12 protein-coding genes are annotated in these 15,330 nt (G+C 59.3%); 3 read left to right on the top strand and 9 right to left on the bottom strand.

Features of this window, described 5'->3' with window-relative positions:
- Nucleotides 1-58 precede the first annotated feature (58 nt).
- The 3 genes from ABD837_RS00215 to ABD837_RS00205 all read left to right on the top strand — a co-directional run bounded on the left by ABD837_RS00215 (nt 59) and on the right by ABD837_RS00205 (nt 2,927).
- A complete protein-coding gene (locus ABD837_RS00215) occupies nt 59-1,150 on the top strand; it encodes an acyltransferase family protein (protein ID WP_345048962.1) in 1,092 nt (363 codons plus the stop codon).
- 42 nt (nt 1,151-1,192) lie between these two features.
- Nucleotides 1,193-2,026, top strand: coding sequence for an FkbM family methyltransferase (locus tag ABD837_RS00210; protein ID WP_345048960.1), 834 nt, complete (start codon nt 1,193-1,195; stop codon nt 2,024-2,026).
- Nucleotides 2,027-2,141: 115 nt separating this feature from the next.
- Complete coding sequence (locus ABD837_RS00205; RefSeq protein WP_345048958.1) at nt 2,142-2,927, top strand: hypothetical protein; 786 nt, start codon at nt 2,142-2,144, stop codon at nt 2,925-2,927.
- Between the two features lie 95 nt (nt 2,928-3,022).
- On the opposite strand, the gene ftsZ is transcribed toward ABD837_RS00205, so the two are convergent.
- The 9 genes from ftsZ to ABD837_RS00160 form a co-directional block, all read right to left on the bottom strand.
- Nucleotides 3,023-4,516 carry a cell division protein FtsZ gene (gene ftsZ, locus ABD837_RS00200; protein WP_345048957.1) on the bottom strand — a complete coding sequence of 498 codons (1,494 nt, stop codon included), beginning with the start codon at nt 4,514-4,516 and terminating at the stop codon, nt 3,023-3,025.
- A 135-nt stretch (nt 4,517-4,651) separates the two neighbouring features.
- A complete protein-coding gene (gene ftsA, locus ABD837_RS00195) occupies nt 4,652-6,064 on the bottom strand; it encodes a cell division protein FtsA (RefSeq protein WP_345048955.1) in 1,413 nt (470 codons plus the stop codon).
- Between the two features lie 85 nt (nt 6,065-6,149).
- Nucleotides 6,150-6,881 (bottom strand): cell division protein FtsQ/DivIB, encoded by a 732-nt coding sequence (locus tag ABD837_RS00190; protein WP_345048953.1) that lies wholly within the window; start codon nt 6,879-6,881, stop codon nt 6,150-6,152.
- Nucleotides 6,882-7,075: 194 nt separating this feature from the next.
- The gene (gene murC / locus ABD837_RS00185) at nt 7,076-8,473 is read right to left on the bottom strand and encodes a UDP-N-acetylmuramate--L-alanine ligase (RefSeq protein ID WP_345048950.1); all 1,398 of its coding nucleotides are present in this window, start codon (nt 8,471-8,473) and stop codon (nt 7,076-7,078) included.
- Between the two features lie 143 nt (nt 8,474-8,616).
- A complete protein-coding gene (gene murG / locus ABD837_RS00180; protein ID WP_345048949.1) occupies nt 8,617-9,714 on the bottom strand; it encodes an undecaprenyldiphospho-muramoylpentapeptide beta-N-acetylglucosaminyltransferase in 1,098 nt (365 codons plus the stop codon).
- A gap of 105 nt (nt 9,715-9,819) precedes the next feature.
- The gene (locus ABD837_RS00175; protein ID WP_345048947.1) at nt 9,820-10,992 is read right to left on the bottom strand and encodes an FtsW/RodA/SpoVE family cell cycle protein; all 1,173 of its coding nucleotides are present in this window, start codon (nt 10,990-10,992) and stop codon (nt 9,820-9,822) included.
- 30 nt (nt 10,993-11,022) lie between these two features.
- Entirely contained in the window at nt 11,023-12,405 is a 1,383-nt protein-coding gene (gene murD, locus ABD837_RS00170) for a UDP-N-acetylmuramoyl-L-alanine--D-glutamate ligase (RefSeq protein ID WP_345048944.1), read from the bottom strand.
- A 2-nt stretch (nt 12,406-12,407) separates the two neighbouring features.
- Nucleotides 12,408-13,628, bottom strand: a complete 1,221-nt coding sequence (gene mraY / locus ABD837_RS00165) for a phospho-N-acetylmuramoyl-pentapeptide-transferase (protein WP_345048943.1) — start codon at nt 13,626-13,628, stop codon at nt 12,408-12,410.
- 154 nt (nt 13,629-13,782) lie between these two features.
- Nucleotides 13,783-15,255 (bottom strand): UDP-N-acetylmuramoyl-L-alanyl-D-glutamate--2,6-diaminopimelate ligase, encoded by a 1,473-nt coding sequence (locus ABD837_RS00160; protein WP_345048941.1) that lies wholly within the window; start codon nt 15,253-15,255, stop codon nt 13,783-13,785.
- Nucleotides 15,256-15,330: the final 75 nt, after the last annotated feature.

Genomic DNA, 15,330 nt, shown 5'->3' with positions numbered 1-15,330 from the left:
TCGTTGCAACGAAGTGGCAGAGATGCTTCGGCTGCGCTCAGCATGACGTTCTGTTTTGATGCCAATTGGCCCTACGCCCACCACCGCCCCCGCACCGCTCGCCTACCGCCCCGGCCTCAACGGCATCCGGGCTATCTGCGTGTGGCTGGTGGTGCTGGCGCACTGGACGCTGCCGGGCTTCCCCATTGGCGAAATGGGCCGCATCCCGTTTTTCGTACTCAGCGGCTACCTCATTTCGGGCATCGTCTGGAAGCAGCAGGTGCACCCCGGCGCTCCCAGCGGCTGGCTCCGGCGGCTGGGCACTTTCTATCAGCGGCGCATGCTGCGCATTCTGCCACCTTACTACTTAGCTCTAGCCCTGGGGGCGCTGCTACCGCTGGCTACCCTGCGCGAGTTTCCGGGTTGGTTTATCCTGCCGGTTTCCAACCTGCTGTTCTACCGCCTGGGCCACTGGGGCGAAGGCGTGGGCCACTACTGGACCATGGCCGTCGATGAGCAGTTTTATTTGGTTTGGCCGTTACTGCTGGGCCTGTTGGGCCGCCGTGTGGGCACCCTGCTGGCGGTAGTAGTGGCCAGCGTGCTTTTCCGGGTGTGGTGGAGTTTGCACGTTACTCCCACGCTCACCTTCGTGCTGCTGCCCGCCTGCCTCGACATGTTTGCCCTCGGCGGTGTGCTCCGCATCCTCGAGCCCCAGCCCTGGGTGCGCCGCTTGGCCCGTGGGCGCTGGATGCTGCTGGCCTGGGTGGCCTGGGCCAGCCTGTGGGCTTTGCTGGAGGCAGTGCATGCGCACCACATTTGGCTGCTTATCTCGACTGCCGCTGGTGGGCTGGCCTCGGTGGTCACGCTCAACTGGGCGGTACAGCTGGCCGGGCCGGCCGCTACTGGCAGTGCGCGCCTGCTGCAGCATCCGGTGCTGCAATGGGTGGGCGTGCGCAGCTACGGCTGCTACTTGTACCACTTGCTGCTGGTCGTATTTTATCAGCGGGCCGTGTACCATGTTTTCCCGACCGCGGCCACCCGTAACCTCTGGCTTAGCCCGCTGCCCACCGTGCTGCTGCTTACGCCACTGCTGCTGCTGCTGGCCGCCGCTTCCTGGGCCTGGCTCGAAGCCCCGTTGAACCGGGTAAAGGACCGGCTGCGCTATTCGTAAGTTTGTACCGTTCAATTTCTGCGTTCACCGACCACCCTCCCGATGCTCAACTACCTTATCAATTCCTTCAAGCGGAAAATGGCCCGCCGCATCACCCAAAAGCACCCCATGGTGCTCGATACGTTCGCCATTACCGGCATCGGCAACGGGCAGGTGCAATTTGCCAACTGGGAAAATCCGCTGGTCGAAAAGAAGGTGTTCACCAAGGAGACGGTCGACTTTTTCAAGAAATTTCTCCATCCCGGCGACTTCGCCATCGACATTGGAGCCAACATCGGCCACACCACTGTGCAAATGGCCCTGGCTACCGGCCCCACCGGCCTTACCCTCGGCTTCGACCCCAATCCTTACGTCTTCGAAATCCTGCAGCGCAACGCCACCCTCAACCCCGAGTTGGTGCGCATCGGGGCCCACAACCTTGCCATTTCGGAGCAGGACGACGAGTTTTACTACAACTCCTCCGAAGCGTCCTTCAACAACGGCGGCATTTCCAAAACCCCGAACAACAAACACGGCAAGTATTCCCTCAGCACGAAAATTAAGGGCGTCAACCTCGAAGCTTTCCTCGAAAAGGAGTACCCCGATTTCCTTCCCAAGCTGACGTTGATTAAAATCGATACCGAAGGCTACGACAAGGAAATTATCCGCTCTATTTCCAGCCTCATCACCAAATACAAGCCGATTATCATTTCCGAATGCTTTGGCAAGAATTCCGATGAGGAGAAATTCGAGCAGTTCAACCTGCTACAATCCCTCGGCTATTCGCTGTTCTATTTCACCGACTTCGTTGCCACCACCGAAATTATCCCCATCAAGCAGAAGGAAGAAATGCTGAAGTATAAGCACTTCGACTTCTATGCAACGCCTAACGCTTAGCGCGTTTTTTTCAAGGACGATGGAACACCTATGCGCTGTATTTCAGCCATAATATGCAAAACAAGGGCAGTGGGCATCAGTTGAATACTGGTTTCTAATAACCGGCCCCTATTATATGCGGCTAAGCTATTCCCTGAGCTCGTTTAAATGGCTATGGCTTTTTGCGATACTAGTGGCTTGCTTCCACGGCCAGGCTTCCTACGGCCAAAGCCGCGAGCAAGTCGATGTTTACTATAAACCGATTGCGCCATTGTTACGCCTGAATCAGGCCAGCCAAACTCTTGCAAAAAACCTGGACAGCCTTACCACAACTGTTCGCTTCTCGCGTAGCACTGTTTCAACGGAGTTTGACCGGGATATCGACTTTGGGGCTACCCATCGCCGGACGGTAATTAACGCCAATGGCATCATATTCCAGCTTGATGCCGTTTCCAGGAACGGGCACATTATCGCGCTGGCAGCGGCCACCACCGAACTAGGCGCTGACTCCATTAAGCAGAAAAACGTGCTGCTTCAATCCTGCGATACCGCGTCGGTACTGCAATTTGTGGCCAACCGAAATGCATTCTATCAGTCCCGCAAAACGTTACCTGACTTCTTCGTAGAGCTGCAGGCTAACGAGCTCTATGCCCTGACCTGCGGAGATTCATCACCTAAAACATCTCGGTACCTGCAAATCGAGGACCTGGCCCGCCATAACCAGGTCAGCATCTTAGCCGAGTGGCTCGCCAGCATTCATTGCGAAACCCAAGCTTATGCAGTAACCGGCTTCGACATGATTAAGAGCAAGCGTAAAATCCTGCTTCAACAGCAGTTGCTGATAAAACATATCAAGCAGCGCAACGCTGTACTTGTCACCTGCGCTGGCTGTTTAGCTGGTTTGAAAAGAACAATCTATTGACACGGGCATGGTGACGCACTGCGCCATATTCACAAAAAAGCGCCGCTGCTGAGGATATCAGCAGCGGCGCTTTTCGCTTTAACTAAACCAATTACTTAGTCCACGTTGTCGTGCAGGAAGCGGTTATCGCCCAGCAGCTCGTTATCATCTGATAAGTTGAAGCGGGAGATATTCTGAGCCGAGCTGGGCTCCACGTTCTCCAGCTTTACCTGGCGGCGCAGGTAGGCAGGCGTGTCGTACTGGCTCACGGCCTCGGGCGGCAGGCCGTTGCTCAATTCCTGCAGGCGGCGGCGGCGCTCCAGTGCCTGGGCATCCATGGCCGGGCGCGGACGGTGGGCTTCCGGGCTCGCTGCCGGCACCGGCGCACTCGACGTAAGCACCGGCTCGGTTGGCGCACTGGCCGGAATGCCAGCCAACGGCGGCGCGTTGTGCGCCGAGGGGCCGTTCAGGTCAAACGTCACGCGGGCGGGCTCGGGCGAACCAAAGCTGGGCACGAAAGGAGCCGAAGTAGCCAGCGACGCTGGCGTAGCTTCTGGACGCGGCGCTTCGACTGCAGGAGCCGAGGCAGTTACCGGCTCGGCTGAGGTGCTGCCACCCATTGCGGGCGTGGTGATGGAGTGCGCGTCGCGGGCAAAACCCGTGGCAATTACCGTGACCCGGATGCTCTGGCCCAGGCTGTCATCAATGCCGTGACCAAAAATCATCTCGGCGTCCTGGCCAGCTTTTTCCTGGATGTACTCCGTGATTTCCGTCAGCTCGTCCATTTCCAGCTCGTGCTCGACGCCCGACATGATGGAAAGCAGGATGCGCTGCGCGCCGTGGATGTCGGTGTTGTTGAGCAGCGGCGAGTTCAGGGCTTCCTCGGCGGCGCGGCGGGCGCGGTTTTCGCCTTCGGTCACGCTGCTGCCCATTACGGCGGCCCCGCTGTCCTTCATCACCGTTTTCACGTCTTCAAAGTCAACGTTCACATCGGCGGTCACCGTGATGATTTCGGCGATGGATTTGGCAGCCGTGGTCAGCACGGTATCGGCTTTAGCAAAGGCGGCGCCCATCGTCAGGTTGCCGTAAATCTGCGGCAGCTTGTCGTTGAGAATCACCAGCACCGTGTCGCAATGCTCGCTCAGCGCTTTGATGCCTTCTTCGGCCTGCTGGCGCTTTTTCTTCCCTTCGAACATGAAGGGAGCCGTTACGATGCCTACCGTGAGAATGCCCAACTCCTGGGCTACCTGCGCAATTACGGGAGCTGCGCCGGTACCGGTACCGCCGCCCATACCGGCCGTGATGAAGAGCATTTTGGTGCCCTGGTTCAGCAGGTCGCGAATTTGCTCTTTGCTTTCGATAGCGGCCTGACGGCCGCGCTCGGGCTTGGCACCCGCGCCGAGGCCTTCGGTGAGGTCAACGCCAATTTGCAGCTTGTTGGGCACCGTGGAGCTTTGCAGCGCCTGGTGGTCGGTGTTGCAGATGATAAATTCCACGTCCTTGATGCCCTGCTTATGCATGTGCTTCACGGCATTGGAGCCACCGCCGCCAACCCCAATCACCTTGATGATGGACTTGCTCTGGGCGGGAATATCGAATTTGTAATTCATAATGGAATGGTTGAATAGGTGGATGACTGAATTGTCAAATTGTGCCTGCAGGTAATTAGTAATCGGTGAGAACGAAACCGTTACACCGCACCTTCCCGCAATTTAGCAATTCAACAATCCGCCAATTCAACAGTCTTAATAAGATTTATCGTCGTAATCGTCAATCAGCAACCCCTTGGTGCGGGTAATGATGTCCTTGAAGAAGCGGCTGGCGGCACCGGGCTCTTTGGGCTTGGCGGGCTGCGGAGCAGGGGCCGGAGCCACGGCAACAGCAGCGCGGGTTTCCACGGGCGCGGGCGCTGCCTGAGCTACTGGTGCAGCAACGGCGGGCGCAGCGTAGTAAGAAGGCGTAGTGACCTGCTCCTCTTCGTAGCTGGGGCGCGTCACCTGGCGCTCATCCAGCGAATGGTAGCCCGACAGCACGAGGCCCACGGTGGTCGCGTACATCGGCGACTTCACGGCTTCGATGCGGCTCTTGCCGAGATGCTGGTTGGGGTAGCCGATACGCGTATCGAGGCCGGTGATGTATTCGGTAAGCTGCTCCAGGTTCTGGAGTTGCGAGCCACCGCCGGTGAGCACGATGCCGGCCGACAGCTTGTCGTGCAGGCCCATGCGGTAGATTTCGGCATACACCAGCTCCATGATTTCCGACATGCGGGCCTCAATGATGTAGGCGAGATTTTTCAGCGAAACCTCCTTAGGTGGGCGGTTGGGCAGGCCGGGGATGCTCACGATTTCGTAGTCGCTGGCTTCCTGCGCAATGGCTTTGCCGAACTTTACTTTCAGCTGCTCGGCCTGGCCGGGGGCCACGTTGCAGCCGGTTTTGATGTCCTGCGTGATGATGTTGCCGCCGAATGGCAGCACGGCCGCGTGGCGGATGATGCCGTCCTTGAACACTGCCAAGTCGGTGGTGCCGCCGCCAATGTCAATCAGGGCCACGCCGGCTTCCTTCTCCTCCTCCGAGAGGATGGACATGGAGCTGGCGAGGGGTTCGAGAATGAGGTCGGCGATTTCGAGGCCGGCCTTGGTCACGCACTTGTTGATGTTGTTGATGGCCGTACTCTGGGCCGTGATGATGTGGAAGTTGCCTTCCAGCCGCACGCCTTCGTAGCCCACGGGGTCGGAAATGCCTTCCTCGTAGTCCACTTTGTAGTCCTGCGGCATCACGTGAATGATTTGCGAGCCGGGCTGCGTAACGAGGCGGTACATGTCCTGCGTGAGGCGCGCCACGTCGTCTGGCCCGATGGTATCGTGCGAGTTGCGGGTGATGCTGCCGTTGTGCTGGAGGCTCTTGATGTGCTGGCCGGCAATGCCGACGTTTACCACTCCAATGCTAATTCCAGACTGTTCTTCGGCCTGCCGAATGGCCCGTTTAATGGCGTCTACGGTCTTGTCGATGTTGAGCACGATGCCCCGCGAAACCCCCTCCGACACGGCTTTGCCCATGCCCAGGATTTCGAGTTTACCAAATTCGTTTTTGCGGCCCACCAGGGCACAAATTTTTGTGGTACCAATGTCGAGCCCGACGACGATTTTGTCTTGTTGCATAGGATGCGGTGCTGGCGAGCAGTGAAGAAGCGGTGGGTTGGGAAAGAGTTTTTTTTGACCTAACGGCCTATTTTTCAACGAATTGTTATTCGCAAATAATCTGATTTTGATATTCCACGTTTACGCGGTGGTAGGTATCCCACCCCAAAACTGACGGAATTTGACGGTAAAATACCATAAGCTTGGCGAATTTCTCCGAAATATTTTCGGGCAGCCCGAATTCAACACGTTGGTCGCCCACTTGCTGCGTGAAGGAGAGCTTCCCACCCGGCTCAATAAATACCTCGGCCACCTGCGCCTTCCAAAATTCATGCTCGTCTACGTAGCGCAAAAACTCAAGATACCGCCTCCCGGTACTATCCTGGAAAAATCCAGTTGGCAGATTACCGCCACTAGGGCGCGCCACAGTGGCTACGCGGGCCGTGAATAGCGGCGAAAGTGGCAGCGTACGCCCCTCGGCATCCACGTAGGTATCGAGGCGGGTATCGGGGTGCGTGAGGCGGGCAATGGGCCGGTTCTGGCGCACGTCGGCATGCAGGTTGCCGGCGAGGTCGCGGTACACCTGAGCGTCGCGCACGAATGCGTGCGCCTTCAAACGGGCCTCGAGGACGCGCAGGCGCGGGCCTTCGGGATGAGTGCCGATGACGGGCTCCTTACCGCCCTTGGTGAGCAGGGCCGTAACGCCGCGCTCGGAGATAAAATAATTATCAAACTCGTTGGCGATGTTCACCTTCACGGCGTCGACCGAGCGGTTGGCTTGGCGCACGGCGGCGAACGCGCCCAGCGCGCCCAGCACCAGCAGGCAGGCAGCGGCCACAAGTAAGTTTCTAACGGTGCGTTCCAAAACGGAGGGCTTGAGGGTGGGGGTAGGCGGGTGTGGGGGTTAGTCTCGGCTGTCATCCTGAGCGGAGCGAAGGACCTTATCACGACTGCATCGTTTAGGTTACCGCAATCCGTTCATTAGTGATAAGGTCCTTCGCTGTGCTCAGGATGACAGAGGTTGTTAAGGTTCTACTTCCACCGCTCCGTTAGTATCAGCTTCAACTGCGGAACCAGCGTATCAATATCGCCGGCGCCAACGGTGGCCAGCACGCCGAACGACGTGTCAGTTTGAGCGGCGGCCAGGGCTTGTTCTTTGGTCACGAGGGCTTTGGTGGGAGCGGTAATTTCAGCCAGGAGCATTTCTGCATTTATGCCGGGTAGCGGCTTCTCGCGAGCGGGGTAAATATCCAACAAAAACACCTCATCTGCAATACTTAAGCTTTGGGAAAAGCCGGCAGCAAAGTCGCGGGTGCGGGTGAAGAGATGAGGCTGAAAAATAACGCGCAGCCGCTTACTGGGGTAGAGCGTGCGCACGGAACGCAGGAAGGCGTCGATTTCGCGTGGGTGGTGGGCGTAATCGTCTAAATAGACGTTTTCAGGAGCAGTCACCACGAACTCAAAACGCCGCTTCACGCCGCGGTAGGCCGCCACGCCAGCGCGTAGCTGCTCCTCCCCTACGCCCTGAAACTGAGCCACGGCGGCCGCAGCCAACATGTTCTCGACGTTGTGGTAGCCAGGCACTGCCAGTTCCAGGCCCTTTAAGGTGCCTTCGGGGCGGTGCAGGTCGAAATGGAAGCGGTGGCCATGGGCGGTGATGTTGGCGGCGAACAGTTCGGGGCCTTGCTCCGGCGTGAGGCCGTAGCGGATGACGCGGGTGCCGGGTGACACGGCAGCAGCGATACTGGCATCGGCGGTGTGGTTGAGCAACAGCGTGCCGCCGGGCTTGATTTGGGCCACAAACTGGCGGAACGACTCAATAAGAGCCGACTGGTCGCCGTAGATGTCGAGGTGGTCGGCATCGGAGCTGGTTACAATGGCCACATCTGGGAACAGCGTCAGAAAGCTGCGGTCGTACTCGTCGGCTTCGACCACAATGGGCGCTTCGGGGGTAGCAGGCAGCAGCAGGTTGCTGCCCAGGTTCACCGAGATGCCTCCCAGGAAGGCTCCGGCGGCGAGGCCGGAATGGTGCAGCAGGTGCGCCACCATGCTGCTGGTCGTGGTTTTGCCGTGGGTGCCGGCCACTGCAATGGTGTAGCGGCCCTGGGTAAGCACGCCCAGCACCTGGCTGCGCTTGCGGATGTCGTAGCCTTCGGCGCGCAGCCAAGCCCATTCCACGCTATCGGCCGGAATGGCGGGCGTGAGGACCACCAACGTCTGCTCGCGGTTTTCGCGAATTTCAGCCGGGATACTCTCTACCGCATCGGCGTAGTGAATGGCAATGCCTTCGGCGGTAAGGGCGCGGGTGAGGGGCGTTTCGGTTTTGTCGTAGCCGCTCACGTGGTGGCCGTTGGCACGAAACCAGCGGGCCAGTGCCGACATGCCAATGCCGCCAATGCCAAGGAAGAAAACGTAGGGAAACTGGTTCAAATTCAGGGGTATTTATACTTTCTTGACCGTCATGCAGAGCGCAGCGAAGCATCTCGCGTGGAATGGTAACTCAATCGTTGCAGCGTTAAATAAATTAGTGGCGGCACGCGATATGCTTCGCTGCGCTCTGCATGACGTTTAAATTACTTCTTAATCAGTTTCAGCAACTCGTCTACAATCGTCACGGTTGCATCGGGCCGGGCGAGCTCGCGGACGCGGATACTGAGTTGCTGCTGGCGCTCGGGGTCGGCAAGCAGGCGCAAGGCTTCGTCATAGAGGCGGGCGGGGGCATGCTCGTCGGTGATGAGGACCGCCGCCCCTTTGCTGACCAGGGCCAGGGCATTTTTGGTTTGATGGTCTTCGGCCACGTTGGGCGAAGGCACCAGAATGCTGGCTTTGCCGGTGAGGCACAGTTCAGACACCGACAATGCCCCGGCGCGGCTGATAACCACATCGGCGGCCGCGTAGGCCAGGTCCATGCGCTGGATGAATTCCAGGGCGTGCAGGCCGGCGGCCTGGTCGGCTTGCTGGCGGGCTTCAGGGAAGTAGAGCTTGCCAGTTTGCCAGAGGAGCTGAACGCCCGCCTCGAGCAAGCGCGGCAGGGCGGCGGCCGTAGCCTGGTTCAGCGTACGGGCCCCGAGACTACCGCCGACGACCAGCAGGGTTTTCTTGTTCGGGTCGAGACCGAAGAAGTGCAGGGCTTCGGCGCGGTTCCCCTGGGAAATCTCGGTGCGCACGGGGTTGCCGGTGAGCACGAGCTTATCGGCGGGGAAGAACTTCTCCATGCCATCGTAAGCCACGCAGATGCGGTTCACGCGTTTGGCGAGCAGCTTGTTCACTAGGCCGGCGTAGGAATTCTGTTCCTGAATGAGAGACGGAATAGCCCGTGAAGTAGCCGCCAACAGCACCGGGGCCGAAGCGTACCCTCCTACCCCCACCACGGCATCGGGCCGGAATTCCTCAATCAGCTTGCCGGCCTTGCGCACCGAACGAAACACCCGCACCGGAAACATCAGGTTCTGGGGCGTAAGGCGGCGCTGCAAGCCGGTGATGTCGAGGCCCACAATTTTGTAGCCGGCTTCGGGCACTCGGGTCATCTCCATGCGGCCGTTGGCACCCACGAAGAGGATTTCGGCGTTGGGCAGCCGGCGGCGCAACTCGTTGGCAATGGCCACAGCCGGGAAAATGTGCCCGCCCGTGCCGCCGCCGGAGATGATAAAACGAAGTGGAGGATTGGTCATACGGAATGGTCTGTCATGCAGAACGCAGTGAATCGCTGAAGCCAATGAGCTAATCAAAACTCAGAAGTCATCATGCGTTCAGCTTGACGTTCTTTTTAGCATGCTTTACGCATACTGGGCGCGCTGGCTGGGGATGCGGGCGGTATCCTCCGGTTCGCCGGTCATGGGCCGAATTTCCCGCTCGCCGCGGCTTACAGCCAGGATAATGCCGATGCTGATGCCGGTGAAGATAAGCGAGGTGCCACCCATGCTCAGCAGCGGGAGTGGCAGACCGGTAATGGGGCCCAGGCCCACAGCTACCCCCATGTTCACGAGCGCCTGCAGTACGAGGCTGAAACTGAGGCCCGCCGAGAGCAGGCCGCCGAAGGCTCCGTAACTGTTCATCACCGTTTTCAGCCCTCGATAGAGAAAGGCCAGGTAAAGGAACAGGATAACAAACCCGCCCAGCAGGCCATATTCCTCAATGATGACAGCGTAGATAAAGTCGGAATACGGGTGCGGCAGGATATTTCGTTCGGTGCTTTTGCCGGGGCCCTTGCCAGCGATGCCGCCGGTGGCAATGGCAATGTAGCTGTGTTCGAGTTGGAAGGGTGTTTTCTTGGTTTTGTCGGTGAAGTTGGTAACGCGCGATATCACCGTGCCCAGCCGTTCACCTGCCCACAGACCGGTGCCGCCCAGCACCGCGAAAATGCCCACCATTACGGCCATGTGCTTGAGCGGCACCCGACCAATAAACATCAGCAGCATGCAGGTAGCGAACAGCAGCAGCGCCGTGGAAGCGTTACTGAGGATGATGAGGCTGCAGATGGTGCCTACCCACAGCATCACCGGGAGCATGGTGGTTTTAAAATCGTCAAGCTGCTGCTGACGCCGGCTGAGCATACTTGCTAGGTGCGAAATGAGGGCGAGCTTGGCCAGGTCAGAGGGCTGGAAGGTCTGGTTGATTACCGGGATGGTCATCCAGCGGGAGGCATGGTTCACTTCGCCACCCATGAAAAACGTGAACAGCAGCAGCGGCACGCTCACCAGCAGCGCATAGAGCGACAGCCGCGAGTAGTGCCGGTAATCGACGCGGTGCGCCAGCCACATGCAGCCCAGCCCCACGAAAATGAGGCTACTGTGCTTGAAAAGGAAGGCTTCGGTGTTGCCGTCCATCTTCTTATAAGCCAGCGTGCCAGTGGCCGAATACACCACGGCAATGCTGATGAAGGAGAACAGGAGCACGATGGCCCACAAAATGGGGTCGCCTTTGAGGTTGCGTTGCAGCCAGTCTTTCATAATCGTTGATTTTAAAACAAGTTGCTCAGATTATAGTGACTCCGACAGGCCTCCCCCGAGTTGGGTGTGCACCGCCGCCGCAAACTGCCGGCCCCGGTCTTCGTAATTTTTGAACAGGTCGAAGCTGGCGCAGCAGGGCGAGAGCAGCACTACGTCGCCGGGGGCGGCGAGGGCGGCCGCGCGGGCCACGGCGTCGGCCATGCTCTGGGTTTCCTCCACGTGCGGAACGATGGAGTCGAAAGTCGTGCGGAGCTTGGCGTTGTCGATGCCGAGGCAGATGAGGGCCTTCACGCGGTGCTCGGCTAGGTTGAGCAGGCTGCTGTAATCGTTGCCTTTGTCGGTACCGCCGGCAATCCAGACGATGGGCTGGTGAATGCCGTCGAGGGCGTACCAGGCGGCTTCCACGTTGGTAGCCTTGCTGTCGTTGATGTAGCGCGCGCCGTTGATTTCGCCCACCAGCTGCAGGCGGTGGTCGGCATTCTGGAAGGTGGCCAGGGCGGCTTCAATCTGCGCGGTTTCGAGGCCGGCTACGCGGGCGGCAAGTACGGCGGCCAGCGTATTCTGGCGGTTGTGCTGCCCAATGAGCGGCGAGCTGGCGGTGTTTACTTCCATCCCGGCGTGTTCGTCGATGCCGGGCGTGAGGTTGGTGCAGAGCATGTACTCCGACACGTAGTAGCCGGCGAGGTGAACATCGTGGCGGTGGTGCAGGCTGAAGGGCAGCTGGCGCGTTTCCAGAAAAGCCGACTGGAAATACTTGCCCGTTACCTCGTCATCGGCGTTGTAGATGAAGGCGCCGTTGCCATCTAGGTTGCGGGTGATGCGCAGCTTGGCTTGGGCGTAGTGTTCGAGCGAGTAGCCGTAGCGGTCGAGGTGGTCGGGGGTGATGTTGAGCAGGATGGAAATCCAGGGCTGGAAGTCGTGCGTGTCATCGAGCTGGAAACTGCTCAACTCCACCACGTAGTAATCGTGCTTGTCTTCAATCACCTGCTCGGCCAGCGAGAAACCCACATTGCCGGCCAAGCCTACGCTCAGGCCGGCGCTTTTCAGCAAATGGTAAGTGAGCAGCGTGGTGGTGGTTTTGCCGTTGGTGCCCGTGATGCAGATGCACTTGGCGCGGGTGTAGCGGCCGGCGAACTCAATTTCGGAGATAATTGGAATGCCCTTTTCGCGCAGCGCCTGAATGACCGGCGCTTTCTCGGGGATGCCGGGGCTTTTCACCACTTCGTCGGCGGCCAGGACTTTATCCAGCGAGTGCTGGTTTTCCTCGAATGCGATGTCGGCGGCAGTGAGTTGCTGCTTGTAGTCGGGCTGGATGGGGCCACGGTCCGACACGAATACCGCGTGGCCTTTTGCCTGTGCCAATAGGGCCGCGCCCACGCCGCTTTCGGCCGCTCCGAGGATTATAACGTTCATTCTTAGCGCAGTTTCAGGGTAACCAACGTGATGACGGCCAGCATGATGCCGACAATCCAGAAGCGCGACACGATTTTGGATTCGTGGTAGCCCAGCTTCTGGTAGTGGTGGTGCAGCGGCGACATGCGCAGCAGGCGGCGGCCCTCGCCGTACTTGCGCTTGGTGTATTTAAACCACCCCACCTGCACCACCACCGACAGGTTTTCGATGATGAACACGCCGCACAGAACCGGAATCAGCAGCTCCTTGCGCACCACCAGGGCCAGCACCGTAATAATGCCGCCTAGCGTCAGCGAGCCGGTGTCACCCATGAAAACCTGCGCCGGGTAGCTGTTATACCACAGAAAGCCGATGCAGGCTCCCACAAAGGCCGTACAGAAAATGACCAGCTCGCCCGAGTCGGGAATGAACATTACGTCCAGGTAATCAGCCAGTAGCGCGTTGCCGCTCACGAAGGCGAAGATGGCCAGCGTGATGCCGATGATGGCCGAGGTGCCGGCCGCCAACCCGTCGAGGCCGTCCGTCAGGTTGGCGCCGTTGCTGATGGCCGTAATCAGGAAGATGACAATGGGGATATAGAGAAAGCCGTAGAGGCCATTGAAGAACGTGCCAGCTGTGGCAAACAGGTCGCCGTAGTTCAACTCGTTGTTCTTCATAAACGGCACGGTGGTAATCATTAGGTGCACGTCTTTAAATACTTTGGTGGCCTCAATGGCGGAGAAGGTGCCGTTGGGCAGCAAGTACTGTCGCACGGTGATTTCGTCGCTGTAGAACAGCACCCAGCCCACCGTGATGCCCAGACCCACTTGGCCCAGCACTTTGAAGCGGCCGCTCAAGCCCTCCTTGTTCTTGCGAAACACCTTGATGTAGTCGTCCAGAAAACCAATCAGGCCCAGCCACACCGTACTCAGAATCATGAGGATGATGTAGATATTGCGCAGGCGGCACAGCAGAATGACAGGCACCAAAATGGCCAGGATGATGATGATGCCGCCCATGGTGGGGGTACCTTTCTTTTCATTCTGGCCCTGCAAACCGAGGTCGCGAATAGTTTCGCCCGCCTGCTTCCGTTGCAACACCTTTATCAATCGGTGCCCAAACAGCTGAGCAATGAGCAGGGAAATAACCACCGCTAGGCCGGCGCGGAACGTGGTGTACTGAAACACGCCGGTACCCGCCAGGTGGTAATGTTCGTGCAGGTAACGGAAGAGGTAATAAAGCATTCGGGAAGCGTTTTGGCGGGAGGCGGCGGCCGGTCGGACTGCCCTAGGCAGTCCGACCGGTTGTTTGTCGAACGATGGCGGGTCCGTCGTTCGGGTGTCGTACTGACGGCAACCGGTCGGACCGCCTAGGGCGGTCGGACCGGCGCACGGCGCATTACTTGTTCAGTTCAGCAAAAATTTCGGCAAGCACCAGCTTGTCGTCAAAGGGTGATTTCACGCCGCGAATTTCCTGGTAATTCTCGTGGCCCTTGCCGGCCACCAGCACGATGTCGTGCGGGCCGGCCAGGCGCACAGCAGCTTCGATGGCAGCGCGGCGGTCGGGCACGGTCTGGACCTTGGCCGAATCGGGAGCCGTTACGCCGGCCTCCATTTGGGCCAGAATCTCGGCGGGGTCCTCAAACCGGGGGTTGTCGGAGGTGAGAATGACGTTGTTGGAAAGCCGCGCCGCCAGGTTGGCCATAACGGGGCGTTTGGCCGCGTCGCGGTTGCCACCGCAGCCTACCACCGTGATGATGTGCTGGCTGGGTTGGCGAATTTCGTGCAGCGTCTGCAGCACGTTTTCCAATGCGTCGGGTGTGTGGGCGTAGTCGATGATGCCCGTAATAGCCTGTTTGGCTGACACCACCGGCTCGAAGCGGCCGGGCGCGGTGGTCAGGCCCGAGAGGATGGTGAGAACCTCGGTGGGCTCCTCCCCCATCAGTACGGCCGCGCCGTACACGGCCAGCAGGTTGTAGGCGTTGAACACGCCGATGAGGCGGAACAGAATCTCGCGGCCCTCGATTTCGAGGTGCAGGCCATGCACTTCGTTGGCCACCAGCTTGGCGCGGAAGTCGGCCGACCCGCGCAGTGAGTAAGTGGCGCGCCGGGCCACCGTGTTTTGCAGCATCACCGGGCCGCGCTTGTCGTCGGCGTTGGTGAGGGCAAAAGCGGTTTTGGGCAGTGCATCGAAGAAGCCTTTTTTGGCCTTCAGGTAGTTGTCGAAAGTACCGTGGTAATCGAGGTGGTCGTGCGTGAGGTTGGTGAACATGCCGCCCGCAAAGCGCAGGCCGGTTACGCGGTGCTGGGCCACGGCGTGGCTGCTCACCTCCATGCAGGAGTGGGTGCAACCGGCCGCCACCATGCGCGCCAACAGCGCATTCAGCCGAATGGCATCGGGGGTGGTGTGGGTGCTCGGGATGACTTCTTCGTCAATCTGGTTCTGCACCGTGCTCAGCAGGCCGGCGTGGTAGCCCAGCTCGCGCAGCAGCTTATGCAGCAGCGTAGCGCAAGTGGTTTTGCCGTTGGTGCCGGTCACACCCACCAGCGTGAGCTGGCGCGAGGGGTGCCCATGAAACGCCGCAGCCACGTGGCCCAGCGCCTCGGCCGAGTCAGCCACCAGCACATAAGCAGTGGCAGGGTTCAGCACGGCGGGCAGCTCTTCGCAGATAACGGCAGCCAAGCCCTTTTCTACTGCGCCCTCGATAAACTTGTGGCCGTCGTTGGCCGTGCCACGCAGGGCGCAAAAGGCCACACCCGGTCCGGCTTCGCGCGAGTCGAGGGTGAGGCCGGTAATGGGCACGTCGGTGGGACCGTGCTGGGCGAGCACGTTCACGTCGGTGAGCAGGGAAAAGAGCGGCAGGGAAATCATGAGAGGAGTTAGAAGTTAAAAGGGAGACGTTAAGAGTTGAGGTGTTTTGCTTTCAACTTTTAACCGGTGCTTTTA

The sequence above is a fragment of the Hymenobacter glaciei genome, assembly GCF_039539585.1.
In the GTDB taxonomy this organism is placed as follows: Bacteria; Bacteroidota; Bacteroidia; order Cytophagales; family Hymenobacteraceae; genus Hymenobacter; species Hymenobacter glaciei.
The sequence above is the reverse complement of the archived record's forward strand: the minus strand, read 5'-3'. Positions and strand labels throughout refer to the sequence as shown.